The organism is Lacisediminimonas profundi (assembly GCF_008831265.1).
Taxonomy (GTDB): Bacteria; Pseudomonadota; Gammaproteobacteria; order Burkholderiales; family Burkholderiaceae_D; genus Lacisediminimonas; species Lacisediminimonas profundi.
Genome location: NZ_VTTH01000003.1, coordinates 451,899 through 469,055, shown reverse-complemented (window position 1 = coordinate 469,055; position 17,157 = coordinate 451,899). Strand labels below are relative to the sequence as shown.

The 17,157-nt window shown below is 61.6% G+C and carries 19 protein-coding genes and 1 tRNA gene; 8 read left to right on the top strand and 12 right to left on the bottom strand.

All coding sequences use genetic code 11. From position 1 onward, the window contains the following. Positions 1–64: 64 nt before the first annotated feature. The 3 genes from cysE to rnr form a co-directional block, all read right to left on the bottom strand. On the bottom strand, positions 65–814 hold the full coding sequence (cysE, locus tag FVE66_RS11860) for a serine O-acetyltransferase (RefSeq protein ID WP_151447626.1): 750 nt from the start codon (positions 812–814) through the stop codon (positions 65–67). A gap of 114 nt (positions 815–928) precedes the next feature. Further along, positions 929–1,672, bottom strand: coding sequence for a 23S rRNA (guanosine(2251)-2'-O)-methyltransferase RlmB (rlmB, locus tag FVE66_RS11855; RefSeq protein WP_151447625.1), 744 nt, complete (start codon positions 1,670–1,672; stop codon positions 929–931). A gap of 6 nt (positions 1,673–1,678) precedes the next feature. Beyond that, positions 1,679–4,090 carry a ribonuclease R gene (rnr, locus tag FVE66_RS11850; protein ID WP_151447624.1) on the bottom strand — a complete coding sequence of 804 codons (2,412 nt, stop codon included), beginning with the start codon at positions 4,088–4,090 and terminating at the stop codon, positions 1,679–1,681. Between the two features lie 162 nt (positions 4,091–4,252). On the opposite strand from rnr, the gene FVE66_RS11845 reads away from it, so the two are divergent. After that, positions 4,253–4,337, top strand: a tRNA-Leu gene (locus FVE66_RS11845). 310 nt (positions 4,338–4,647) lie between these two features. Then, positions 4,648–5,088: an arsenic resistance N-acetyltransferase ArsN2 gene (gene arsN2, locus FVE66_RS11840; protein ID WP_151447623.1), complete on the top strand. Its 441-nt coding sequence runs from the start codon at positions 4,648–4,650 to the stop codon at positions 5,086–5,088. A 72-nt stretch (positions 5,089–5,160) separates the two neighbouring features. On the opposite strand, the gene FVE66_RS11835 is transcribed toward arsN2, so the two are convergent. Further along, a complete protein-coding gene (locus FVE66_RS11835; protein WP_151447622.1) occupies positions 5,161–5,868 on the bottom strand; it encodes an ABC transporter permease in 708 nt (235 codons plus the stop codon). A 383-nt stretch (positions 5,869–6,251) separates the two neighbouring features. Between FVE66_RS11835 and FVE66_RS11830 the strand changes: the two genes are divergently transcribed. The 6 genes from FVE66_RS11830 (at position 6,252) to FVE66_RS11805 (ending at position 10,121) form a co-directional block, all read left to right on the top strand. Continuing rightward, a complete protein-coding gene (locus FVE66_RS11830) occupies positions 6,252–6,905 on the top strand; it encodes an ArsR/SmtB family transcription factor (protein WP_151447621.1) in 654 nt (217 codons plus the stop codon). A 6-nt stretch (positions 6,906–6,911) separates the two neighbouring features. Continuing rightward, positions 6,912–7,262, top strand: coding sequence for a DsrE/DsrF/TusD sulfur relay family protein (locus FVE66_RS11825; RefSeq protein ID WP_151447620.1), 351 nt, complete (start codon positions 6,912–6,914; stop codon positions 7,260–7,262). 48 nt (positions 7,263–7,310) lie between these two features. Further along, positions 7,311–8,615, top strand: coding sequence for an MFS transporter (locus FVE66_RS11820; RefSeq protein ID WP_151447619.1), 1,305 nt, complete (start codon positions 7,311–7,313; stop codon positions 8,613–8,615). A gap of 31 nt (positions 8,616–8,646) precedes the next feature. After that, positions 8,647–9,120, top strand: coding sequence for a rhodanese-like domain-containing protein (locus FVE66_RS11815; RefSeq protein ID WP_151447618.1), 474 nt, complete (start codon positions 8,647–8,649; stop codon positions 9,118–9,120). Between the two features lie 36 nt (positions 9,121–9,156). Beyond that, a complete protein-coding gene (locus tag FVE66_RS11810; RefSeq protein WP_151447617.1) occupies positions 9,157–9,615 on the top strand; it encodes a hypothetical protein in 459 nt (152 codons plus the stop codon). Between the two features lie 275 nt (positions 9,616–9,890). Beyond that, positions 9,891–10,121, top strand: coding sequence for a hypothetical protein (locus tag FVE66_RS11805; protein ID WP_151447616.1), 231 nt, complete (start codon positions 9,891–9,893; stop codon positions 10,119–10,121). A 70-nt stretch (positions 10,122–10,191) separates the two neighbouring features. On the opposite strand, the gene FVE66_RS11800 is transcribed toward FVE66_RS11805, so the two are convergent. Genes FVE66_RS11800 through hfq form a run of 8 tightly spaced genes read right to left on the bottom strand, consistent with a single transcriptional unit; the run spans position 10,192 to position 17,073 of the window. After that, entirely contained in the window at positions 10,192–10,716 is a 525-nt protein-coding gene (locus FVE66_RS11800) for a phosphoribosyltransferase (RefSeq protein ID WP_151447615.1), read from the bottom strand. An 8-nt stretch (positions 10,717–10,724) separates the two neighbouring features. After that, positions 10,725–12,038 (bottom strand): adenylosuccinate synthase, encoded by a 1,314-nt coding sequence (locus FVE66_RS11795; protein ID WP_151447745.1) that lies wholly within the window; start codon positions 12,036–12,038, stop codon positions 10,725–10,727. Beyond that, positions 12,038–13,192: an ATP phosphoribosyltransferase regulatory subunit gene (locus FVE66_RS11790; protein ID WP_151447614.1), complete on the bottom strand. Its 1,155-nt coding sequence runs from the start codon at positions 13,190–13,192 to the stop codon at positions 12,038–12,040. The genes FVE66_RS11795 and FVE66_RS11790 overlap by 1 nt, the downstream gene beginning before the upstream one ends. A 24-nt stretch (positions 13,193–13,216) precedes the next feature. Then, the gene (locus tag FVE66_RS11785; RefSeq protein ID WP_151447613.1) at positions 13,217–13,405 is read right to left on the bottom strand and encodes a DUF2065 domain-containing protein; all 189 of its coding nucleotides are present in this window, start codon (positions 13,403–13,405) and stop codon (positions 13,217–13,219) included. Positions 13,406–13,411: 6 nt separating this feature from the next. Then, on the bottom strand, positions 13,412–14,326 hold the full coding sequence (gene hflC, locus FVE66_RS11780) for a protease modulator HflC (RefSeq protein ID WP_151447612.1): 915 nt from the start codon (positions 14,324–14,326) through the stop codon (positions 13,412–13,414). Continuing rightward, entirely contained in the window at positions 14,326–15,627 is a 1,302-nt protein-coding gene (gene hflK / locus FVE66_RS11775; RefSeq protein WP_151447611.1) for an FtsH protease activity modulator HflK, read from the bottom strand. The genes hflC and hflK overlap by 1 nt, the downstream gene beginning before the upstream one ends. A 49-nt stretch (positions 15,628–15,676) precedes the next feature. After that, positions 15,677–16,801: a GTPase HflX gene (gene hflX, locus FVE66_RS11770; protein ID WP_151447610.1), complete on the bottom strand. Its 1,125-nt coding sequence runs from the start codon at positions 16,799–16,801 to the stop codon at positions 15,677–15,679. A gap of 35 nt (positions 16,802–16,836) precedes the next feature. After that, positions 16,837–17,073: an RNA chaperone Hfq gene (gene hfq / locus FVE66_RS11765; RefSeq protein ID WP_151447609.1), complete on the bottom strand. Its 237-nt coding sequence runs from the start codon at positions 17,071–17,073 to the stop codon at positions 16,837–16,839. Between the last annotated feature and the right edge of the window lie 84 nt (positions 17,074–17,157).

Below are 17,157 nucleotides of genomic sequence, written 5' to 3'. Positions count from 1 at the left end.
GCGGCCCGGACCGACCTGCATGGCGGAGACCTCCCGGTCACTGCGCCATCGTCACTGCCCCCATCTATTCCACCAGGCGATTCAACTGGTCCGGATTGAATTTTTCCGTCGCCTCCGGCGATTGACACGCAATCCCTGCTGCCTTCAAGGCCGCAATGATCTGGCTGATCTGTTGCTCCTGCGTGGCCGCATTGTCGATCAAGCCGTGCAAGGCCTTGGACAGCGGATCGTCTCCGGGCGGCGTTAGCCCGTATGCCGAGAACATTCGCGCAGCAGCCTCGTCGCGCGGTGACTGCGTCTCCTTCTGGATGATGCGCGCCGGATTGCCGACCGCCGTTGCGCCAGCCGGCACTTCCTTCACGACCACCGCATTCGACCCGATTTTTGCTTCTTCGCCGACCGTGAACGAGCCGAGCACCTTGGCGCCGGCGCCGATGATGACGCCGCGTGCCAGCGTCGGATGGCGCTTGGCGCCCTTGCTGAGCGAGGTGCCGCCCAGTGTCACGCCCTGGTAAATGGTGCAGTCGTCCCCGACCTCGGCCGTCTCGCCAATCACGACGCCCATGCCGTGGTCGATGAATACGCGCCGGCCGATGGTGGCGCCCGGATGGATTTCGATGCCGGTGAGGACGCGCCCGATGTGGGAGATGAACCGCCCCATCCAGCGCAAATCACGCGCCCAGCACCAGCCCGCCCAGCGATGCATGACGATCGCATGCAAGCCCGGATAACAGGTCAGCACCTCCCATGAACTGCGCGCGGCAGGATCACGTTGCTTGATGCTGGCGATGTCTTCACGAAGGCGGCTGAACATAGGGTGACGAGCGGAGGTCGGCAAAAAGCCGTAAGTGGTAATGGTAGCCGGTTCAACGCGGCTTTGCTGGCAGCGCGTTGAACGGCAGGAAGCCGGGATCGTGGATTGCCCGGATCAGATCCCGCGCACGATGCGCTGGCGCCGGGCTTCGTACAGGCAGATGCCGGACGCAACCGAGACATTGAGGGACTCGACCGCGCCGAACATCGGCACGCTGACCAGCAGGTCACAGTTCTCCCGGGTCAGGCGTCGCATGCCCTCGCCTTCGGAACCCATCACCAACGCGACCCCGCCGCTGAAGTCTGCTTCGAACAAGGTCTTCTCTGCATCTTCCGTGGTGCCGGTGATCCAGATGTCGCGCTCCTGCAACTCGCGCATGGTGCGCGCGAAGTTGGTGACGGTGATGTAGGGAACGCTCTCCGCGGCGCCGCTGGCGACCTTGGCCGCTGTCGCATTCAGGCCGACTGCACGATCCTTGGGCGCAATCACTGCGTGCGCACCCGCACCGTCCGCCACACGCAAGCAAGCGCCGAGGTTGTGCGGATCGGTGATGCCGTCGAGCATCAGCAACAAGGGCGGTCCCTCGACCGCATCCAGCAACTCGTCCAGCGTCCGCGCCAGCGCGAGCGCGGCTGCATTGGCAACCACACCCTGGTGGCGGCGCGTGCCAACCATATTGGAGAGCCTGGTTTCGTCGGCCTGGATGACGCGCACGTTGGCTTCCTTGGCCGCCCGCAGCAGTTCGCCCATGCGGCGGTCATGACGGGCGGCGTCGACATAGATCTCTTCGACGGTGGATGCTTCGTGGCGCAGCCTTGCGGTGACTGCGTGGAAACCGAATATGAACTTGCCTTTCATGCGCTGTTATCTTTTCTTTCTCGCGCCGTTGCGGGCATGCGACTTGTCGTTACTGGGAGATGTGCTGCCGCGTTTGGGCTTGCCAGCTTTTTTTGGAGCACTGGCCGGCTTGGGTTCCGCGGCTCGTGGTTTTTTGGTGCGCCCTGCGCCGCCTTCGGCGCTGCGTCCAGGCTTAGGCAGTCCGCGCGCATCGGATTCGGTGACCAGGCGCAGATCGATCCGGCGGGCGTCCAGGTCGACCCGGCTGACCTGCACCCTGACCCGGTCCGTCATCTGGTAACGGATGCCACTGCGTTCGCCACGCAGTTCGTGCCGCGCCTCGTCGTACTGGAAGTAATCGGTGCCGAGTTCAGTGATATGGACCAAGCCTTCGATGAAGAGCTGGTCGAGCTGCACGAATATGCCGAAGGTGGTGACGCTGGAGATGGTGCCGGTGAATTCCTCGCCCAGCTTGTCGCGGATGAAGTAGCACTTGAGCCAGGCCTCGACATCGCGCGACGCCTCGTCGGCACGACGCTCGTTGGCGGAGCAATGAATTCCCAGCGATTCCCAGATCGCAAGGTCGCCTTCCATCTTCTTCTTGCCACGCGCCTTGTCCGTTACCTGCATCTTGCGGGCACTCTTCGAGAGCGTGGTGTTGAGCACGCTGGTGTCGATGTTGGTCGGCTGGTAGCGCTTGCCCTTCAGGATCGCCTTGATCGAGCGATGTGTCAGCAGGTCGGGATAGCGGCGTATGGGACTGGTGAAGTGCGCATAGGCCTCGTATGAAAGCCCGAAGTGGCCGATATTTTCCGGGCTGTACACTGCCTGCTGCATGGAACGCAGCAGCATGGTCTGCAGCAGCACCGCATCCGGCCGGTCCTTGACCTTGTTCAGCAGCTCCGCATATTGCGTCGCGGTGGGGTCGTCGCCGCCGCCCAGATGCAGCCCCTGCTGCTTCAGGAAGTTACGCAATTGCGTGAGCTTTTCCTTGGTCGGCGCCGCATGCACGCGGTACACGCCCGGATGCTCGAAGCGCTCCAGCAGGTCGGCGGCGCAAACGTTCGCCGCCAGCATGCATTCCTCGATCACACGATGCGCCTCGTTGCGGGTGCGCGGCAATATCTGCTCGATCTTGCCGACCGCATTGCAGACGATATAGGTTTCGGTCGTTTCGAAGTCGATCGCACCGCGCTCGTGGCGCGCCTTCAGCAGCACCTGGAACACGTCGTACAGGTTCTGCAGGTGCGGCACCAGTCCCGGGCGCCGTCCTGCTTCCGGCCCGCGGGTATTGCCAAGAATGGCCGCGACTTCGGTATAGGTCATGCGCGCGGCGGAATGGATCACCGCAGGATAGAACTGATAGGCCTTGATCACGCCCTTGCTGGTGATCACGGCATCGCACACCAAGGTCAGGCGGTCGACGTCGGGATTCAGTGAACATAATCCGTTCGACAATTTCTCTGGCAGCATCGGAATCACGCGGCGCGGGAAATAGACCGAGGTGCTGCGTTGCAGCGCGTCGGTGTCGATGCCATCGCCCGGCTTGACGTAATGGCTGACGTCGGCAATGGCGACGATCAGGCGAAAGCCAGTGGTCCGGCCGATCTTGACCGGCTCGCAATACACCGCATCGTCGAAATCGCGCGCGTCCTCGCCGTCGATGGTGACCAGCGGAATGTCGCGCAGGTCGACCCGTTCGTCGAGGTCCGCCGGTCGCACTTCGGACGGCAGCCTGGTCGCCAGCTTTTTCGCGGTATCGGAAAACTCGTGGGGCACACCGTACTTGCGCACTGCAATTTCGATTTCCATGCCGGGATCGTCAAACTCGCCCAGCACCTCCACCACCTTGCCGACGGCCTGGCTGTAGCGCGTGGGTTGCTCGATCATTTCGATGCTGACCACCTGCCCCGCCTTGGCCTTGCCGGGCGATCCCTGCACCAGGATATCCTGGCCCAGGCGCTTGTCCTCGGGCGCCACCAGCCACACGCCGTTCTCGTTGACCAGGCGCCCGATCACATGAGTATTGGCCCGCTCGATCACTTCAACGATGCTGCCTTCCGGCCGTCCGCGCCGGTCGGTACCCGTGATGCGCGCCTGCACCCGGTCCCCGTGCAGCACCTTCTGCATTTCCTTTTCCGACAGGAAAAGGTCTTCGGTACCATCGTCCGGAATCAGGAAGCCATAGCCATCGCGATGGCTGCTGACGCGACCTTCGACGAAGCTGCTCGTATTGGCCAGTTGATACAGGCCGGTACGATCCGGCTTGATCTGCCCGTCGCGCTCCATCGCATTCAGGCGCCGGGACAGCCCGTCCAGATGGTCGGTGCCGACCTTGAGCGCGCCAGCGATCGCGGCGATATCCTGCGGCTCGCCGGACTTGCGGAGAACGCCGAGGATTTCTTCTCTGCTGGGAATGGAATAGGGAAATTGACTCAAGAGTGCGCTTTGGTGATGAGGGGGATTAATACTTCGACAGTGTAGCGGACAGTTCCCAGTTTTGCCGACTGTGCAAACAGAGGTATTGATCTTTTTTTGTGAAATATTCGATCAAGGGAATTGACGTGCGTCAGTTTTCAGCTATAATCATCTTCTTCGTTAGCCCACGTGGCGGAATTGGTAGACGCGCATGGTTCAGGTCCATGTGCCGCAAGGTGTGGGGGTTCGAGTCCCTCCGTGGGCACCAAAATGCAAGAAGCCGGTCGAGAAATCGACCGGCTTTTTTCATTTGGGGATCACGAGCGAAGCGCCTGCGCGCTTCGCAACCAGTGCCTCCGTGGTTCGAGGACAGGGTTTCGCCAGGCATGCCTCGCGCCGTCCGAGCCGGTTCGGCTTGCAAGCCGAACCGTGGACGTTGATCGACGAAACCGGTGCTACGAGGCCGCCCCAATGCGAATGCACCTGCCGCCCTCCCCGGCCGCATAATAAAGAACTCCTTACCGCATGCCCCCGGCCCGCGCCATTGCCGGGCCGCTCACCATGAAAGCGCCGCCACCATGTTCACCATTCGCACTCCCCGGCCGGAAGACCTGCCCTCCCTGAAGACGCTGCTCACCAACAGCGGGCTGCCGGCTGACGACCTCGATCAGGCAAAACTCAATCATTTCATCGTGCTGGCACAGGGTCAGCGGATCGTGGGGTCGGTTGGCCTGGAGCCGTTCGGGCAGGATGGCCTGCTGCGCTCGCTTGCGGTCGACACGAACCACCGGGAAGAAGGTTTCGGGAGCCGCTTGCTGGAAGCGATAGAAACGCACGCCGCGGAGATCGGCATCCAGCACCTTTATCTGCTGACAACCTCGGCCACATCATTCTTCGAGCATCATGGGTACCAGCGCATGGAGCGCGCGGCAGCGCCGGCACCAATCCAGGCGACAGCCGAATTCACCGCCATGTGCCCGGACAGCGCGGCGTGCCTGTTCAAATCTCTCGATCAGTAGTCAGCTCGAAGTAGCCAGCTTGAAGTAGCCAACTTGTGCGGCCGGACCGGAGTCGAGCTGCACGCTCCTGTATCAGGCGGTTGCACTCACCGCCCGCGCATCACCCTGCAGCAACATCAGCGCAGCGTTGACGAACAAGGCGATGGTCACCAGTACGATACCCAACGCGATTCCCTGGGCGAATTCGCCCTTGCTGGTTTCAAGCGCGATGGCCGTGGTGATGGTGCGGGTTTCCCCCTCGATGTTCCCGCCCACCATCATGGCGCATCCCACCTCGGAAATGATACGGCCGAAGCCGGTCGTCACTGCCGCCATCACGCCAAATCGCGCCTCGTACAGAACAGTCCACATGACCCTGGCGCGGGAGGCGCCAAGCGTGATCGCCGTCTCTGCCAGGCGCGGGTCGGAAGCCTGCACCGCCGCCAGCGTGAAAGCCAGCAGCACCGGAAACCCGAGCAGCGCCTGGCCGGCAATCACACCCGCCTGGGAGAAGAGCCACTCCAGCCCACCGAGAGGCCCCTGGCGCGACAGCATCAGGTATAGCAGCAGGCCGATCAGCACCGTGGGCATCGACAGCGACACTTGCGCCAGCCAGATGACAAGCCGCCGTCCGGTGAAGTTGTGCGTGGCCACAAGATAGCCCGCGAGGATGGCCGGCGGCCCCGCCAGCAGCAGGCCGACCGCTGTCGTCTTGAGCGAAATCCAGATGATCAGCCAGAGCGCCGGATCGCCCGAGAAGAGCAGCGTGAAGGCATCGCGAATGGCGTCAAGGATGTGCATGCAAATGGAAAATGGGTGGCGGCCTGAATTCTGAGATGCGCTACTTGCGGGCGCGGTCAATTCGAACGTCGGGGGCCATGTTCTTATGTTCGGTTCGGTTCGGTCCGGTCCGGTCCGGGTCCGGCGCGTCCGGTGCGTCCGGTGCGTCCGGTGCGTCCGATATGGTACGCAGCAGTGGCAAGTATTCCAATATGAAATCAATTGCATAAGTTGGCCGATGAGGATGCCAAAGGACAGCCCCCCCCCTCGACATGGCCCAGCTCCACTGAGTGCAGGACTGGAGCCGATGCTTTCCGAGCTCGTCGGGATATGTCGGAGACGGTGCAAGACGCGGCCGGCGGGGCCGGAATTGACTTCATTCCAAACTTCGTTAGAATGAGCGAATGAGACAAATCAAAGATCACCTCTACCAGCAAGTGGCGCGCGTTGGAAAGGCGCTGGCAAGCCCCAAGCGCCTGGAACTGCTGGAACTCCTGTGCCAGGGAGAAAAGGCGGTCGAGTTGCTGGCCGAGCAGGCCGCGATCAGCGTCAAGCTTGCAAGCGCGCATCTGAAGGCCTTGCGCGAGGCGCGCCTGGTCGAGACGCGACGTGATGGCAAATACATCCTGTACCGGCTTGCCAGCGACGGCGTCGCCGATCTGTGGGTAGCCTTGCGCTCCCAGGCAGAGGAGCGTCTGGTCGAACTGCAACTGGCCCTGAAGGGCCTGGTCGAGCAGCCGGAGCAACTTGAGGAGCTGGATCGGGAAATGATCCTGGCCAGGGCGCGCACCGGCGAAGTGGTGATACTCGATGTCCGGCCCCAAGAAGAATTCGCAGCGGCCCATTTGCCATTCGCTCGCTCGCTTCCGGTCGCCGAGCTCGGGCGGCGGCTGAAAGAGATCTCGAAAGACACGCCTGTCGTCGCCTATTGCCGCGGTCCGTTTTGCCTGATGGCACGGGACGCGGTCGAACTGCTGCGCAAGAAGGGATACCGGGCGCAGCACCTTCAGGATGGCGTCGCGGAGTGGCGGGCAAACGGATTCCCGATCGAGGCATAGCGCATCATGAAAACCCTGCTGATCTTCAACGACGCGCCCTACGGCAGCGAACGAACCTACAACGGCGCCCGGCTCGCAGGAGCCTTGTCCAGGCTAGCGGAGGATCAGGTACGCATATTCCTGATCGGCGATGCTGCCAGTGCCGCCCACTCTGGCCAAAAGGTCCCGGCCGGCTTCTACAACCTTGAGTTGATGCTGGGCGGCGCAGTCCGGCACGGCGCCGAAATTGGCGTTTGCGGCACCTGCATGGATGCGCGCGGCATACAGGAGACGTCGCTACTGGCCGGCGCGCACCGAAGCACCCTGGATGAGCTGGCGCAATGGACCGCGTGGGCCGACAAAGTGCTGGTTTTTTGAGTCGGGAGCAGATCTTGTTTTCCTCCCCTTGCCCTCCCCGGTCCGGGCATGAGCATGCCTGAATCCAGTTCCAGGATATTCGGCATCCGCGCCAACCTGTCGCAGGTCCTGCATCAACTGCTTCAGGTGCTGCTGGTCGGCATGACGATCGGCATGATGCGCAATGTCGTGCCGGCCCTGGCGGAAACAGAGTTCGGCGTGCCGCGCGGCTCATTCATGCTGCTCGCGGCTTTTGTCGTTGCCTTTGGATTTGTGAAGGGCGCGATGAATTTCCTGGCGGGGCGCATGGCCGAGCGCATGGGACGTCGACATGTCCTGCTGCTGGGCTGGGTGGCCGCACTGCCGATCCCGCCATTGGTCTATTTTGCGCCCTCGTGGGGCTGGATCGTGTTCGCGACCATTCTCCTGGGCGTCAACCAGGGGCTGACCTGGTCGATGACGCAGACCTCGAAACTGGACATCACGCGCGCCGACCAGCGGGGATTCGTCATCGGCCTGAACGAATTCTCGGGCTACCTGGGCGTTGCGCTCGCCGGCATCCTGACCGGATACGCCGCTTCGCTGTGGGGGCCGCGAGCAGGTTTGCTGTGGTTCGGAATCGCGGTGATTGGCCTGGCCACCTTGCTGGCTTTGGTCGCAGTGGTCGAGACGCTCCCGTGGGCGAGAGCCGAGATCAAGGCGCACGCTGCAATACAAAGCATCGCTTCCTTCAAGCCGCGCTATGCCAGCGTCACACGCGCCGAACCCTCGACCGGCGAGATGTTTGCGCTGATGACGTGGCGGGACCGGCGCATGGCAGCCCTGTGCCAGGCCGGCCTGGTGGAGAAATTCGTCGATGCGCTGGTATGGGCCTTCTGGCCGGTGTACCTCCACAAGCAAGGCCTCAGCTTGCCAGCGATCGGATGGGTCGTCGGCGTATATGGGTTTACCTGGGGCGTCTCCCAGTTTTTCACGGGCCGGATGTCCGATTGGTTCGGCCGCCACTACTTTAACGTGGCAGGCATGTTGATTTGCGGCCTCGGCGTGGCCGCGTTTCCCCTTGGTGCCGGCTCGCTCTGGTGGAGCATCTCCGCCGCGGTCACCGGCCTTGGGATGGCGATGCTCTATCCCAATCTGAGCGCGGCAGTGGCCGATATTGCCCATCCGGACTGGAGGGCCTCGGCGATCGGGATCTATCGCTTCTGGCGCGACCTGGGGTATGGGATTGGCGCACTCGGCCTGGGCGCCGCTGCGGCCCTGGGTGGCGACATCGAGTATGCATTCTGGTTCGTGGCTGGCTCGATGATCCTGTCCGGCCTCGCCTTGTTCCACTTCGGTGAAGAGACCCACCCGCGCCTCAACCCGGCGCCCTGATTTATCCAACACAACAAACGAGAGACAAAAAATGGCAATACCAAAGTACGCATCCAATCGCCTGAGAAGCTTCGCCGTGGTGGCGGCACTTGCCCTGTGTTCGCCCTTGGCCGCGCACGCGGCCCTCGACAAGGCTGCTGTCGAGTCGCTGGAGTCCTATTTCGACTTCATCGATTACAACAGCGGGACCATTGCGGCCCAGCAAATACCCGAGGCCGACTGGAAGAAAATTTACGCCCTGGATGTGCGTGACGCGGGCCAGTTTTCGAAGGAGCACATCCCCGGCGCAGTGAATATTGAATGGCGCAAGGTGTTTGCCGAGCGGAATCGGCTGCCCAAGGACAAGACGATCCTTGTGTATTGCAACACCGGCTCATTCTCCGGCCAGGTCGCCATGGCGCTGCGCATGGCGGGATTTGAAAACGTGCGGATCCTGCATGGTGGATTCGCTGAGTGGCAGGCGCGAGGAGGCATGGATGCCTATCGGCGCGCTACCGCCAAATAAGGTGCACGCGAGAAATATGCGATACAAGGAGACAACATGAAAAAAACTTTGCGGCCCCGGCTGGCAGCCCTGGCAGTTTCTGTGTTGCTGGCATCGACGGCTGTCGCCGCCGAAAAAATGTCATTAGCCGTTCCTGGTGCTCTCGACCGGGAGGGGCGTAAAGTCCTGACCTTCATCGCGAAGGATCCGCCCGGTCAGCGCTGCAACGGTAATCTGCAAGTAGCAGCTGAAATCGCGAACACCTACCTCGTGCCGATCCAGTTGCTCCCGTCTACGCTCGCTCCCGGGCTGCCTGCGCCAGCAGTTTTTTACGGAGCGCAGAATATCGCTGCGGACGGCGGCGATCACAATGGCGGCGTCAGCTATCAGATCGTCGCGGATATTCTCGAAATGGAAGGCGTTCCCAAGCAGGGAAAGGCGGGGCTGCTTTTCAACGGCAAAGTCAGGGAGCAACTCGACGGTCTGAAGGCGACTATCAAACAAGGTGGCAAGTAGCGTACGACACAGCCGGGATTCCGTCGCCACGCCCCCCCCCGGGGAAATCGCATTGAGGGGCTGAAGTACAAAAGAGGGACAGGGCTGGCCTTTCTGCCCTGTCCTCTCCCTCGCAAGCTGAGCACATTGCTGATCACCGGCTTGGCAGCATTTGGTCCATTCAAGCTATCCACCAGTAGAATGATGGCTGCGACGACCAACCGGACATCCCGAAGGTCGCAACATTCGCGGCCAATTATTCCGGCGCGACCTAAACCTGCTTGAAGGAAAAATCAGTGACAACAGTATTTGCGCTCCCGGTGTTTGACGGAACGGTAATCGTCAACGGGAACGAGCTATTCAAAGGACAGGGTTCGGCAACACAGTGGGCTCAACGGCTGGCAGCCGAACTTGGCATCGAAGTGACGGCCAGGAAGATTGGCAACGGCTGGGCACTATTCGGGACGGTAGATGGGGTTGATTGCGTCTGGGGCATCTACGGTCAACGCCTGAAGCGCGTCAATTGAATTGCCAGGATTACCGCCGAAAAAAAGCCCGCAGCAGCGGGCCATTCCAGCAAAAGCGGGCCTTGTCAGCTCACTCGCCCCATTTCCTCTTCAGTCCCTCGATCGTCATGCCGTCATACTCTTCGAACGGTTGATGAATCCAGGGACTCGTATCCAGGTAGCGGAGGTAGTAATCCGGTGTAAACGACGAGCAAGCCTTGCACCAGATCACTGCCGTCTTCACCTCGGTCACTTCCGGGAATGATGACTGCAATTGCCTGTGCACCGCCTTCAGGGTCACCCCTGAATCCGCCAGATCGTCGATCAGCAATATCCGCCCCTTCAAGGGCCCCGCCGTGGTGCTGACATGGGTGCTGACCTCGATCTCGCCCTGCACCGTCCCCGCCTCTGCCCGGTACGAACTGGTGGAAAGAATCGCCAAGGGGACTTGAAACAGCCGCGAGAATACGTCGCCGGGCCGGAGGCCGCCGCGTGCCAGGCACAGGATCTGGTCGAATTTCCAGCCGGATTTGTGAACCAGAAGAGCCAGCGCTTCAATTTCGCGGTGGTACTCGTCCCAGTTCACCCACAGGTGCTTGTCGTCCGATGCCGGCACGTCGCGAATTATTTGAACGGATGGCGCAGCACGATCGTCTCTTCGCGGTCGGGGCCGGTGGAGACCATGTCAATCGGCACCTTGATCAACTCCTCGATGCGCTTGATGTAGGCGATTGCCGCAGGCGGCAGCGCGTCCATCGACCTGGCGCCAACGGTTGTCTCGCTCCAGCCGGGCATCTCTTCATATACCGGCTCGCAGAGCGCTGCTTCCTCAGCGCCGCTCGGGAAGATGTCCACATCGCGGCCATCCACCTTGTAGCCGGTGCAGATTTTCAGCGTCGGCAGCCCGTCCAGCACGTCGAGCTTGGTCAGGCAGACGCCGGTCACGCCGTTGATCTGGACCGAGCGCTTCAGCAGGGCCGCGTCGAACCAGCCGCAGCGGCGCGCACGCCCGGTGACCGTGCCGAATTCATGGCCGACGCTCGCCAGGTGCTTGCCAACGCCCTGGTCGGTCGGCAGTTCCGACGGGAACGGACCGGAGCCAACGCGCGTGGTGTAAGCCTTGGTAATGCCCAGCACATAGTGCAGCATGCCAGGACCGACGCCGGCGCCAGCGGCCGCATTGCCGGCCACGCAGTTGCTGGAGGTGACGTACGGATAGGTGCCATGATCGACGTCCAGCAGGCTGCCCTGCGCGCCCTCGAACAGGATGCTGCCGCCGGCCTGGTGCACTGCATAGAGCGCGCTCGACACATCGGTCACCATCGGACGGATGCGTTCAGCATAGGCCAGCGCTTCATCCAGCGTCTTCTGGTAGTCGACAGGGTCGGCTTTCAGGTACTGGGTGAGCACGAAATTATGGTAATCCAGGTTTTCCAGCAACTTCTCGGAAAACCGCTTGGCAATGAGCAGGTCGGCAACGCGGATTGCGCGGCGCGCCACCTTGTCTTCGTAAGCCGGGCCGATGCCCTTGCCGGTAGTGCCGATCTTCGATGCGCCGCGCGCTGTTTCACGGGCTGCGTCGAGCGCAGTGTGATACGGAAGAATGAGCGGGCAGGCGTCCGAAATCTTCAGGCGCGACATCACTTCCACGCCGACTGCCTGCAGCTTGTCGATTTCGCGCAGCACGTCCGGCACGGACAGCACCACGCCATTGCCAATGTAGCAGGCCACGCCCGCACGCATGATCCCGGACGGGATCAACTGCAATGCCGTCTTCTGCCCGCCGATCACCAGCGTATGGCCGGCGTTATGGCCGCCCTGGAAGCGCACCACGCCCTGCGCATGGTCGGTCAGCCAATCGACGACCTTGCCCTTGCCCTCGTCGCCCCATTGGGTTCCGACCACCACCACGTTTGTTGCCATGCTCTTGTTCGACATCATTTTTCCAACTTTTTGAGTATCAATTTTCCATTTTCAAGCACGATTGCGCGATCGCACTCGAACTCGTCCTGATCGTTTTCATGCCCGGGCAGGCTTTGTATCACGACCTCGCCCGCAGCCCGCAGGCCTGCAATCATATTGCGTAACCCGTCGTCCCTGCCCCACGGCGCGCGCACCGCCGCCTTGGGCTCGGCCATCGGCATCAGCCGCGCGAGTTCGCGCAGGTCCATCGAAAATCCGGTTGCCGGCCGTGCACGGCCAAATGCCTCCCCGACCTGGTCGTAGCGCCCGCCGCGCGCCACCGCGTTCGGCAGGCCGGGAACGTAGACCGAAAACATCGCGCCGCTCTCGTATTCATAACCGCTCAGGTCGGCCAGGTCGACCGTGACCGAAGAGGGATCGGCCAGATCGGCCAGCGACTGCAATTCGTCGAGCGCGCGCCGGATCGACGGGTCGTCCGGCAGCACTTCGCGGGCACGCTCGATCACCTTGCTGTCGCCGTACAGTGTCGGCAATGCCAGCAGCGCGCGGCGCACCGGCGGCTGGCAATCCTGCGTGACCACCTGCAGTCCCGGCACATCCTTGGCGCGCAGCAAGGCGCCGATCTCGTCCTTGAGCCTGGTTGCGACAGCATCCATTGCTGTCAGCGCGCGGAAAATACCGACGTGACAAAGGTCCAGGCGCACGCGCGAAAATCCGGCGAGATCCAGCGCGGCAAGGGCCAGTTCCTGTATCTCGGCATCGGCTTCCAGCCCGGCATGGCCGTAGATCTCGGCTCCGATCTGGAAGGGTTCGCGGGTGGCGTGCAAGCCCGACGGCCGGGTATGGAGCACGCTGCCGGCATAGCACAGCCGGGTTACCGAGGGACGATTGAGCAAGTGGGCATCGATGCGCGCGACTTGCACCGTCATGTCGGCGCGAACGCCCATGGTCCGGCCGGACAGCTGGTCCACCAGCTTGAACATGCGCAGGTCCATGCCGTGCCCGGCGACGGGCAGCAGGGACTCGAGGTACTCGAGCATGGGCGGCATGACGAGCTCATAGCCATAGGAGCGGAAGCGATCCAGGATCGCCCGGCGCAGTTCCTCTATCTTGCGCGCTTCAGACGGCAAGACATCGGCAATGTTCTCGGGAAGGAGCCAGTTGGGCATGACAGGACTTCAGAAAAAATCAGGCTAAATTAGGGAAATGCCAAGGACAGCAAGGCCCAGGAGCAGGGACAGGAGGCCAAAGAAACGCAGTTGGCCGTCAGAGAGCCTGGCGATGTATTCAAAGACTTGCCGCCAACGCGCGGGAAATACAAACGGCCCGATCCCTTCCAGGACCAGCACCAGGCCGATTGCAACTACCCAGGCTTCCGACACGAGCCGCTACTTCTTGGCGGGCGGTGCCGGTGACTTGGCAGGCCCGGCCGAAGATACGCCCGGCGCCTTGAAGTACCTGAAAAATTCCGAACTCGGATCAAGCACCATCACGTCGCTGCGACTCTTGAAGCTGGCACGATACGCTTCCAGACTACGGTAGAACCGGTAAAACTCCGGACTCTGGCCGAAAGCCTGGCTGTAGATCTGGGTTGCCTTGGCGTCACCTTCGCCGCGCACGTTCTCCGCATCGCGATAGGCTTCGGCCAGGATGACGGTGCGCTGGCGGTCGGCGTCAGCGCGGATTTTCTCCGATTCTGCCGAGCCTGTCGAGCGTAACTCATTGGCAACACGGGTACGCTCCGCCTTCATGCGGTCGTAGACGGAGGCGTTGATCTGCTCCACATAGTCAACCCGCTTGAGGCGCACGTCGACGATGCCGACACCGATCTGCTTCGCTTCTTCAGCCACCTTCACGCGAATCGCATCCATGACCTTGCCGCGTTCGCCGGAGATTACCTCGCGCACTGTGCGCTTGGTGATTTCCTCGTTCAGCGCGGCCTTGACCGTCTGCGCCATGCGGTCGTGGGCACGGCGTTCGTCACCGCCGAAGCTGATGAAGAAAAGGCGCGGATCAATGATCTGGTATTTGACGAAGGCATCCACCAGGATGTTCTTCTTTTCGGCCGTGATGAACCGGTCCGCTTCCGGCGAATCGAGCGTAAGGATGCGCTTGTCGAGGAAGATGACGTTCTGGAACGGCGGCGGCAACTTGAAGTGCAGCCCCGGTTCGCTGATCACCTGCTTGACTTCACCCAGCGCGAACACGATCGCATAACGGCGCTGGTCGACGACGAACAGGGTGGAGAAAGCGATCGACAGCAGGATCAGGCCCGCAATCGCATAGGAGAAAATACGGTTCATCAGCGTGCCTCCCGGTCACGTGCATCACGGCTGCGGGAAGTCGCCGGACGGGTTGCCTCTGCCGGCGCCTCCGGCGCAGGTACAGGCGCTGCCTGGCCAGCCGCTGCCTGGCCAGCCGCGGCTGCAGGCTTGCCCGACGCGCTATCGGCCGCAGTCTGGGCAATCAGCTTGTCCAGCGGCAAATAGAGCAGATTGCTGCCGCTGCGCGCATCAACCATGACCTTGGCGGTATTGGAAAATATCTGCTGCATGGTTTCGAGGTAAAGGCGGTCGCGGGTAACCGCCGGCGCTTTCTGGTATTCAACCAGAACGTGCTTGAAGCGGTTTGCATCGCCTTGGGCAGTGGCTACCACGCGGGAGCGGTAGGCTTCAGATTCCTGCTGCAGGCGGGACGCTGCGCCGCGCGCTTTCGGAATCACGTCGTTGGCGTAGGCCTGTCCTTCATTTTTCTGGCGCTCGCGATCCTGCCCGGCACGCACCGCATCGTCAAATGCAGCCTGTACCTGTTCGGGCGGCTGTACTCCCTGCATGGTCACATTGGTGATCTGCACGCCGGACCGGTAACGATCGACGATCTGCTGCATCAGCTGGCTGGTCTCGAATGCGACTTTCTCGCGGCCTTCGTACAGGACGAAATCCATCTTGCTCTTGCCAACGATTTCGCGGATCGAGGTCTCGGCAACCTGCTTGATCATCTCTTCCTGGTCGCGATTGTTGAACACCCAGTCGGACGCGTTCTTGAGCTTGTACTGCACGGCGAACTGGATATCGATGATGTTTTCATCGTCGGTAAGCATCAGCGATTCTTTCGCCTGCTTGTTACGCACGTTGGTGCGATAACCAACTTCCACAGTCCGTACCTGCGATACGTTGACGATTTCGTGGGCCTGGACCGGATAAGGCCAACGCCAGTTGAAACCGGCCGGCGTCATGTGGCTGTAGCGGCCAAAGGTCATGACCACGCCGGTCTGGCCTTCCTGGACAATGAAGAATCCGCTCACCAGCCACAGGAACAGCACGATGACAGCGAGTACGCCCGCGCCAATGCCGGCACCGCGCATCTCGGCCTTGAAGCCGCCGTTGCCGCCGCCGTCGCCACTGCCGCCGCCCTTGTTGCCAAACAGGCGATTCAGGCGCTGGTTGAAGTCGCGCCAGAGTTGGTCCAGGTCAGGCGGGCCGTCTTGCGGCCGCCGGCCGCCCTGGTTCTGATTCTGCTTGTCGTCGTCCTGGGAACCTCGTCCCCATCGCGGATCGTTCAGCGAGAATTTCAGTCCAAATTTTTTGATCAGGGAAACGAGCATTCTGTTTGCGATCCGCTTGAAGTTATTTGGGTTTTGAAAGCCAATCGAATCAGTGCCTCGCCTCGGGGCGATCGTGCTCCTGTTCCTGCTCGATGGAGTGTTCGCCCTGCGCCGTCGCGGCATATTCGGCAACGGCCTGCCTCAGCAAATCAACGCCGGAACCGGTCTGGGCGCTAATGAAAACCCGCCGGATTTTATCATATTCGTCACGCTCCAAAGCCGGTTCGAGACCGGCCAGGTCGATCTTGTTATAGACCAGTATCTGCGGGATGTGGTCTGCACCGATTTCCTTCAGCACCTCGTTGACCTGCCCGATCTGCTCCAGCCGGGCCGGGCTGGCCGCATCGACCACGTGCAGCAGCAGATCCGCATGGATCGTTTCTTCGAGGGTAGCGCGAAAAGCCGCGACCAGCTGGTGCGGCAGGTCGCGGATGAATCCCACCGTATCGGATACCACGACATTGCCGACTTCGCCCATGTAGACCCTGCGCGAAGTCGTGTCGAGTGTCGCAAACAACTGATCGGCCGCATACACGCCGGCTTTGGTCAGGTTGTTGAACAGTGTGGATTTACCCGCGTTGGTATAACCGACGAGCGATACTGAAAACGAGCTGTTGCGGCTGCGGGCACGACGTTGCGTGACCCGCTGCTTGTGCAGCTTGCCCAGCTTGGCGCGCAGGGACTTGACCCGTTCGCCAAGCAGGCGGCGGTCAGTTTCCAACTGCGTCTCGCCGGGGCCGCGCAGGCCGATACCGCCCTTCTGTCGTTCAAGGTGAGTCCAGCCCCGCACCAGCCGGGTGGCAAGGTGCTGCAGCTGGGCCAGTTCGACTTGCACCTTGCCTTCGTGGCTTTGCGCGCGCTGCGCGAAAATATCCAGGATGAGGCTGGTGCGGTCGACTACCCTGACCTTCAGCAAGCGTTCGAGATTGCGCTGCTGCGCCGGACTGAGCGCATGATCGAAGATGACGATCTCGAGATCGAGGTCAGCGACCGCCTGCGCGATCTCCTCGGCCTTGCCGGATCCGACGAAAAGCGCTGCGTCCGGACTGCCACGGCGCCCCGTCACGGTAGTGATGGGCTCCGCACCGGCAGTCCGGGACAGCAGCGACAGTTCTTCGAGGCTGGCCGCGAAGTCGCCCTTGCCGAAGTCGACTCCGACCAGGGCTGCACGCATGGTGTTACTCGTTGTCAAATTTTGCGCGGACGGTCCTACTCGGTGTCCGCTTCCTGACTGAGATTCACGGCACGGGCCGGCACCACCGTCGAAATTGCATGCTTGTAGACCATCTGGGTGACGGTATTACGCAGCAGCACGACATACTGGTCGAAGGATTCGACATGACCCTGCAATTTGATGCCGTTGACGAGGTAGATGGAGACCGGAATGTGTTCCTTGCGCAAGGCATTCAGGAACGGGTCTTGTAACAATTGCCCTTTATTACTCATGGAAACTCCATTGTGTTGTTGTGATAGGAGGTGGCGGCAACCGGCGGCATTTCAAGTGCTGCGCCGCATGATTGCCAAACGACT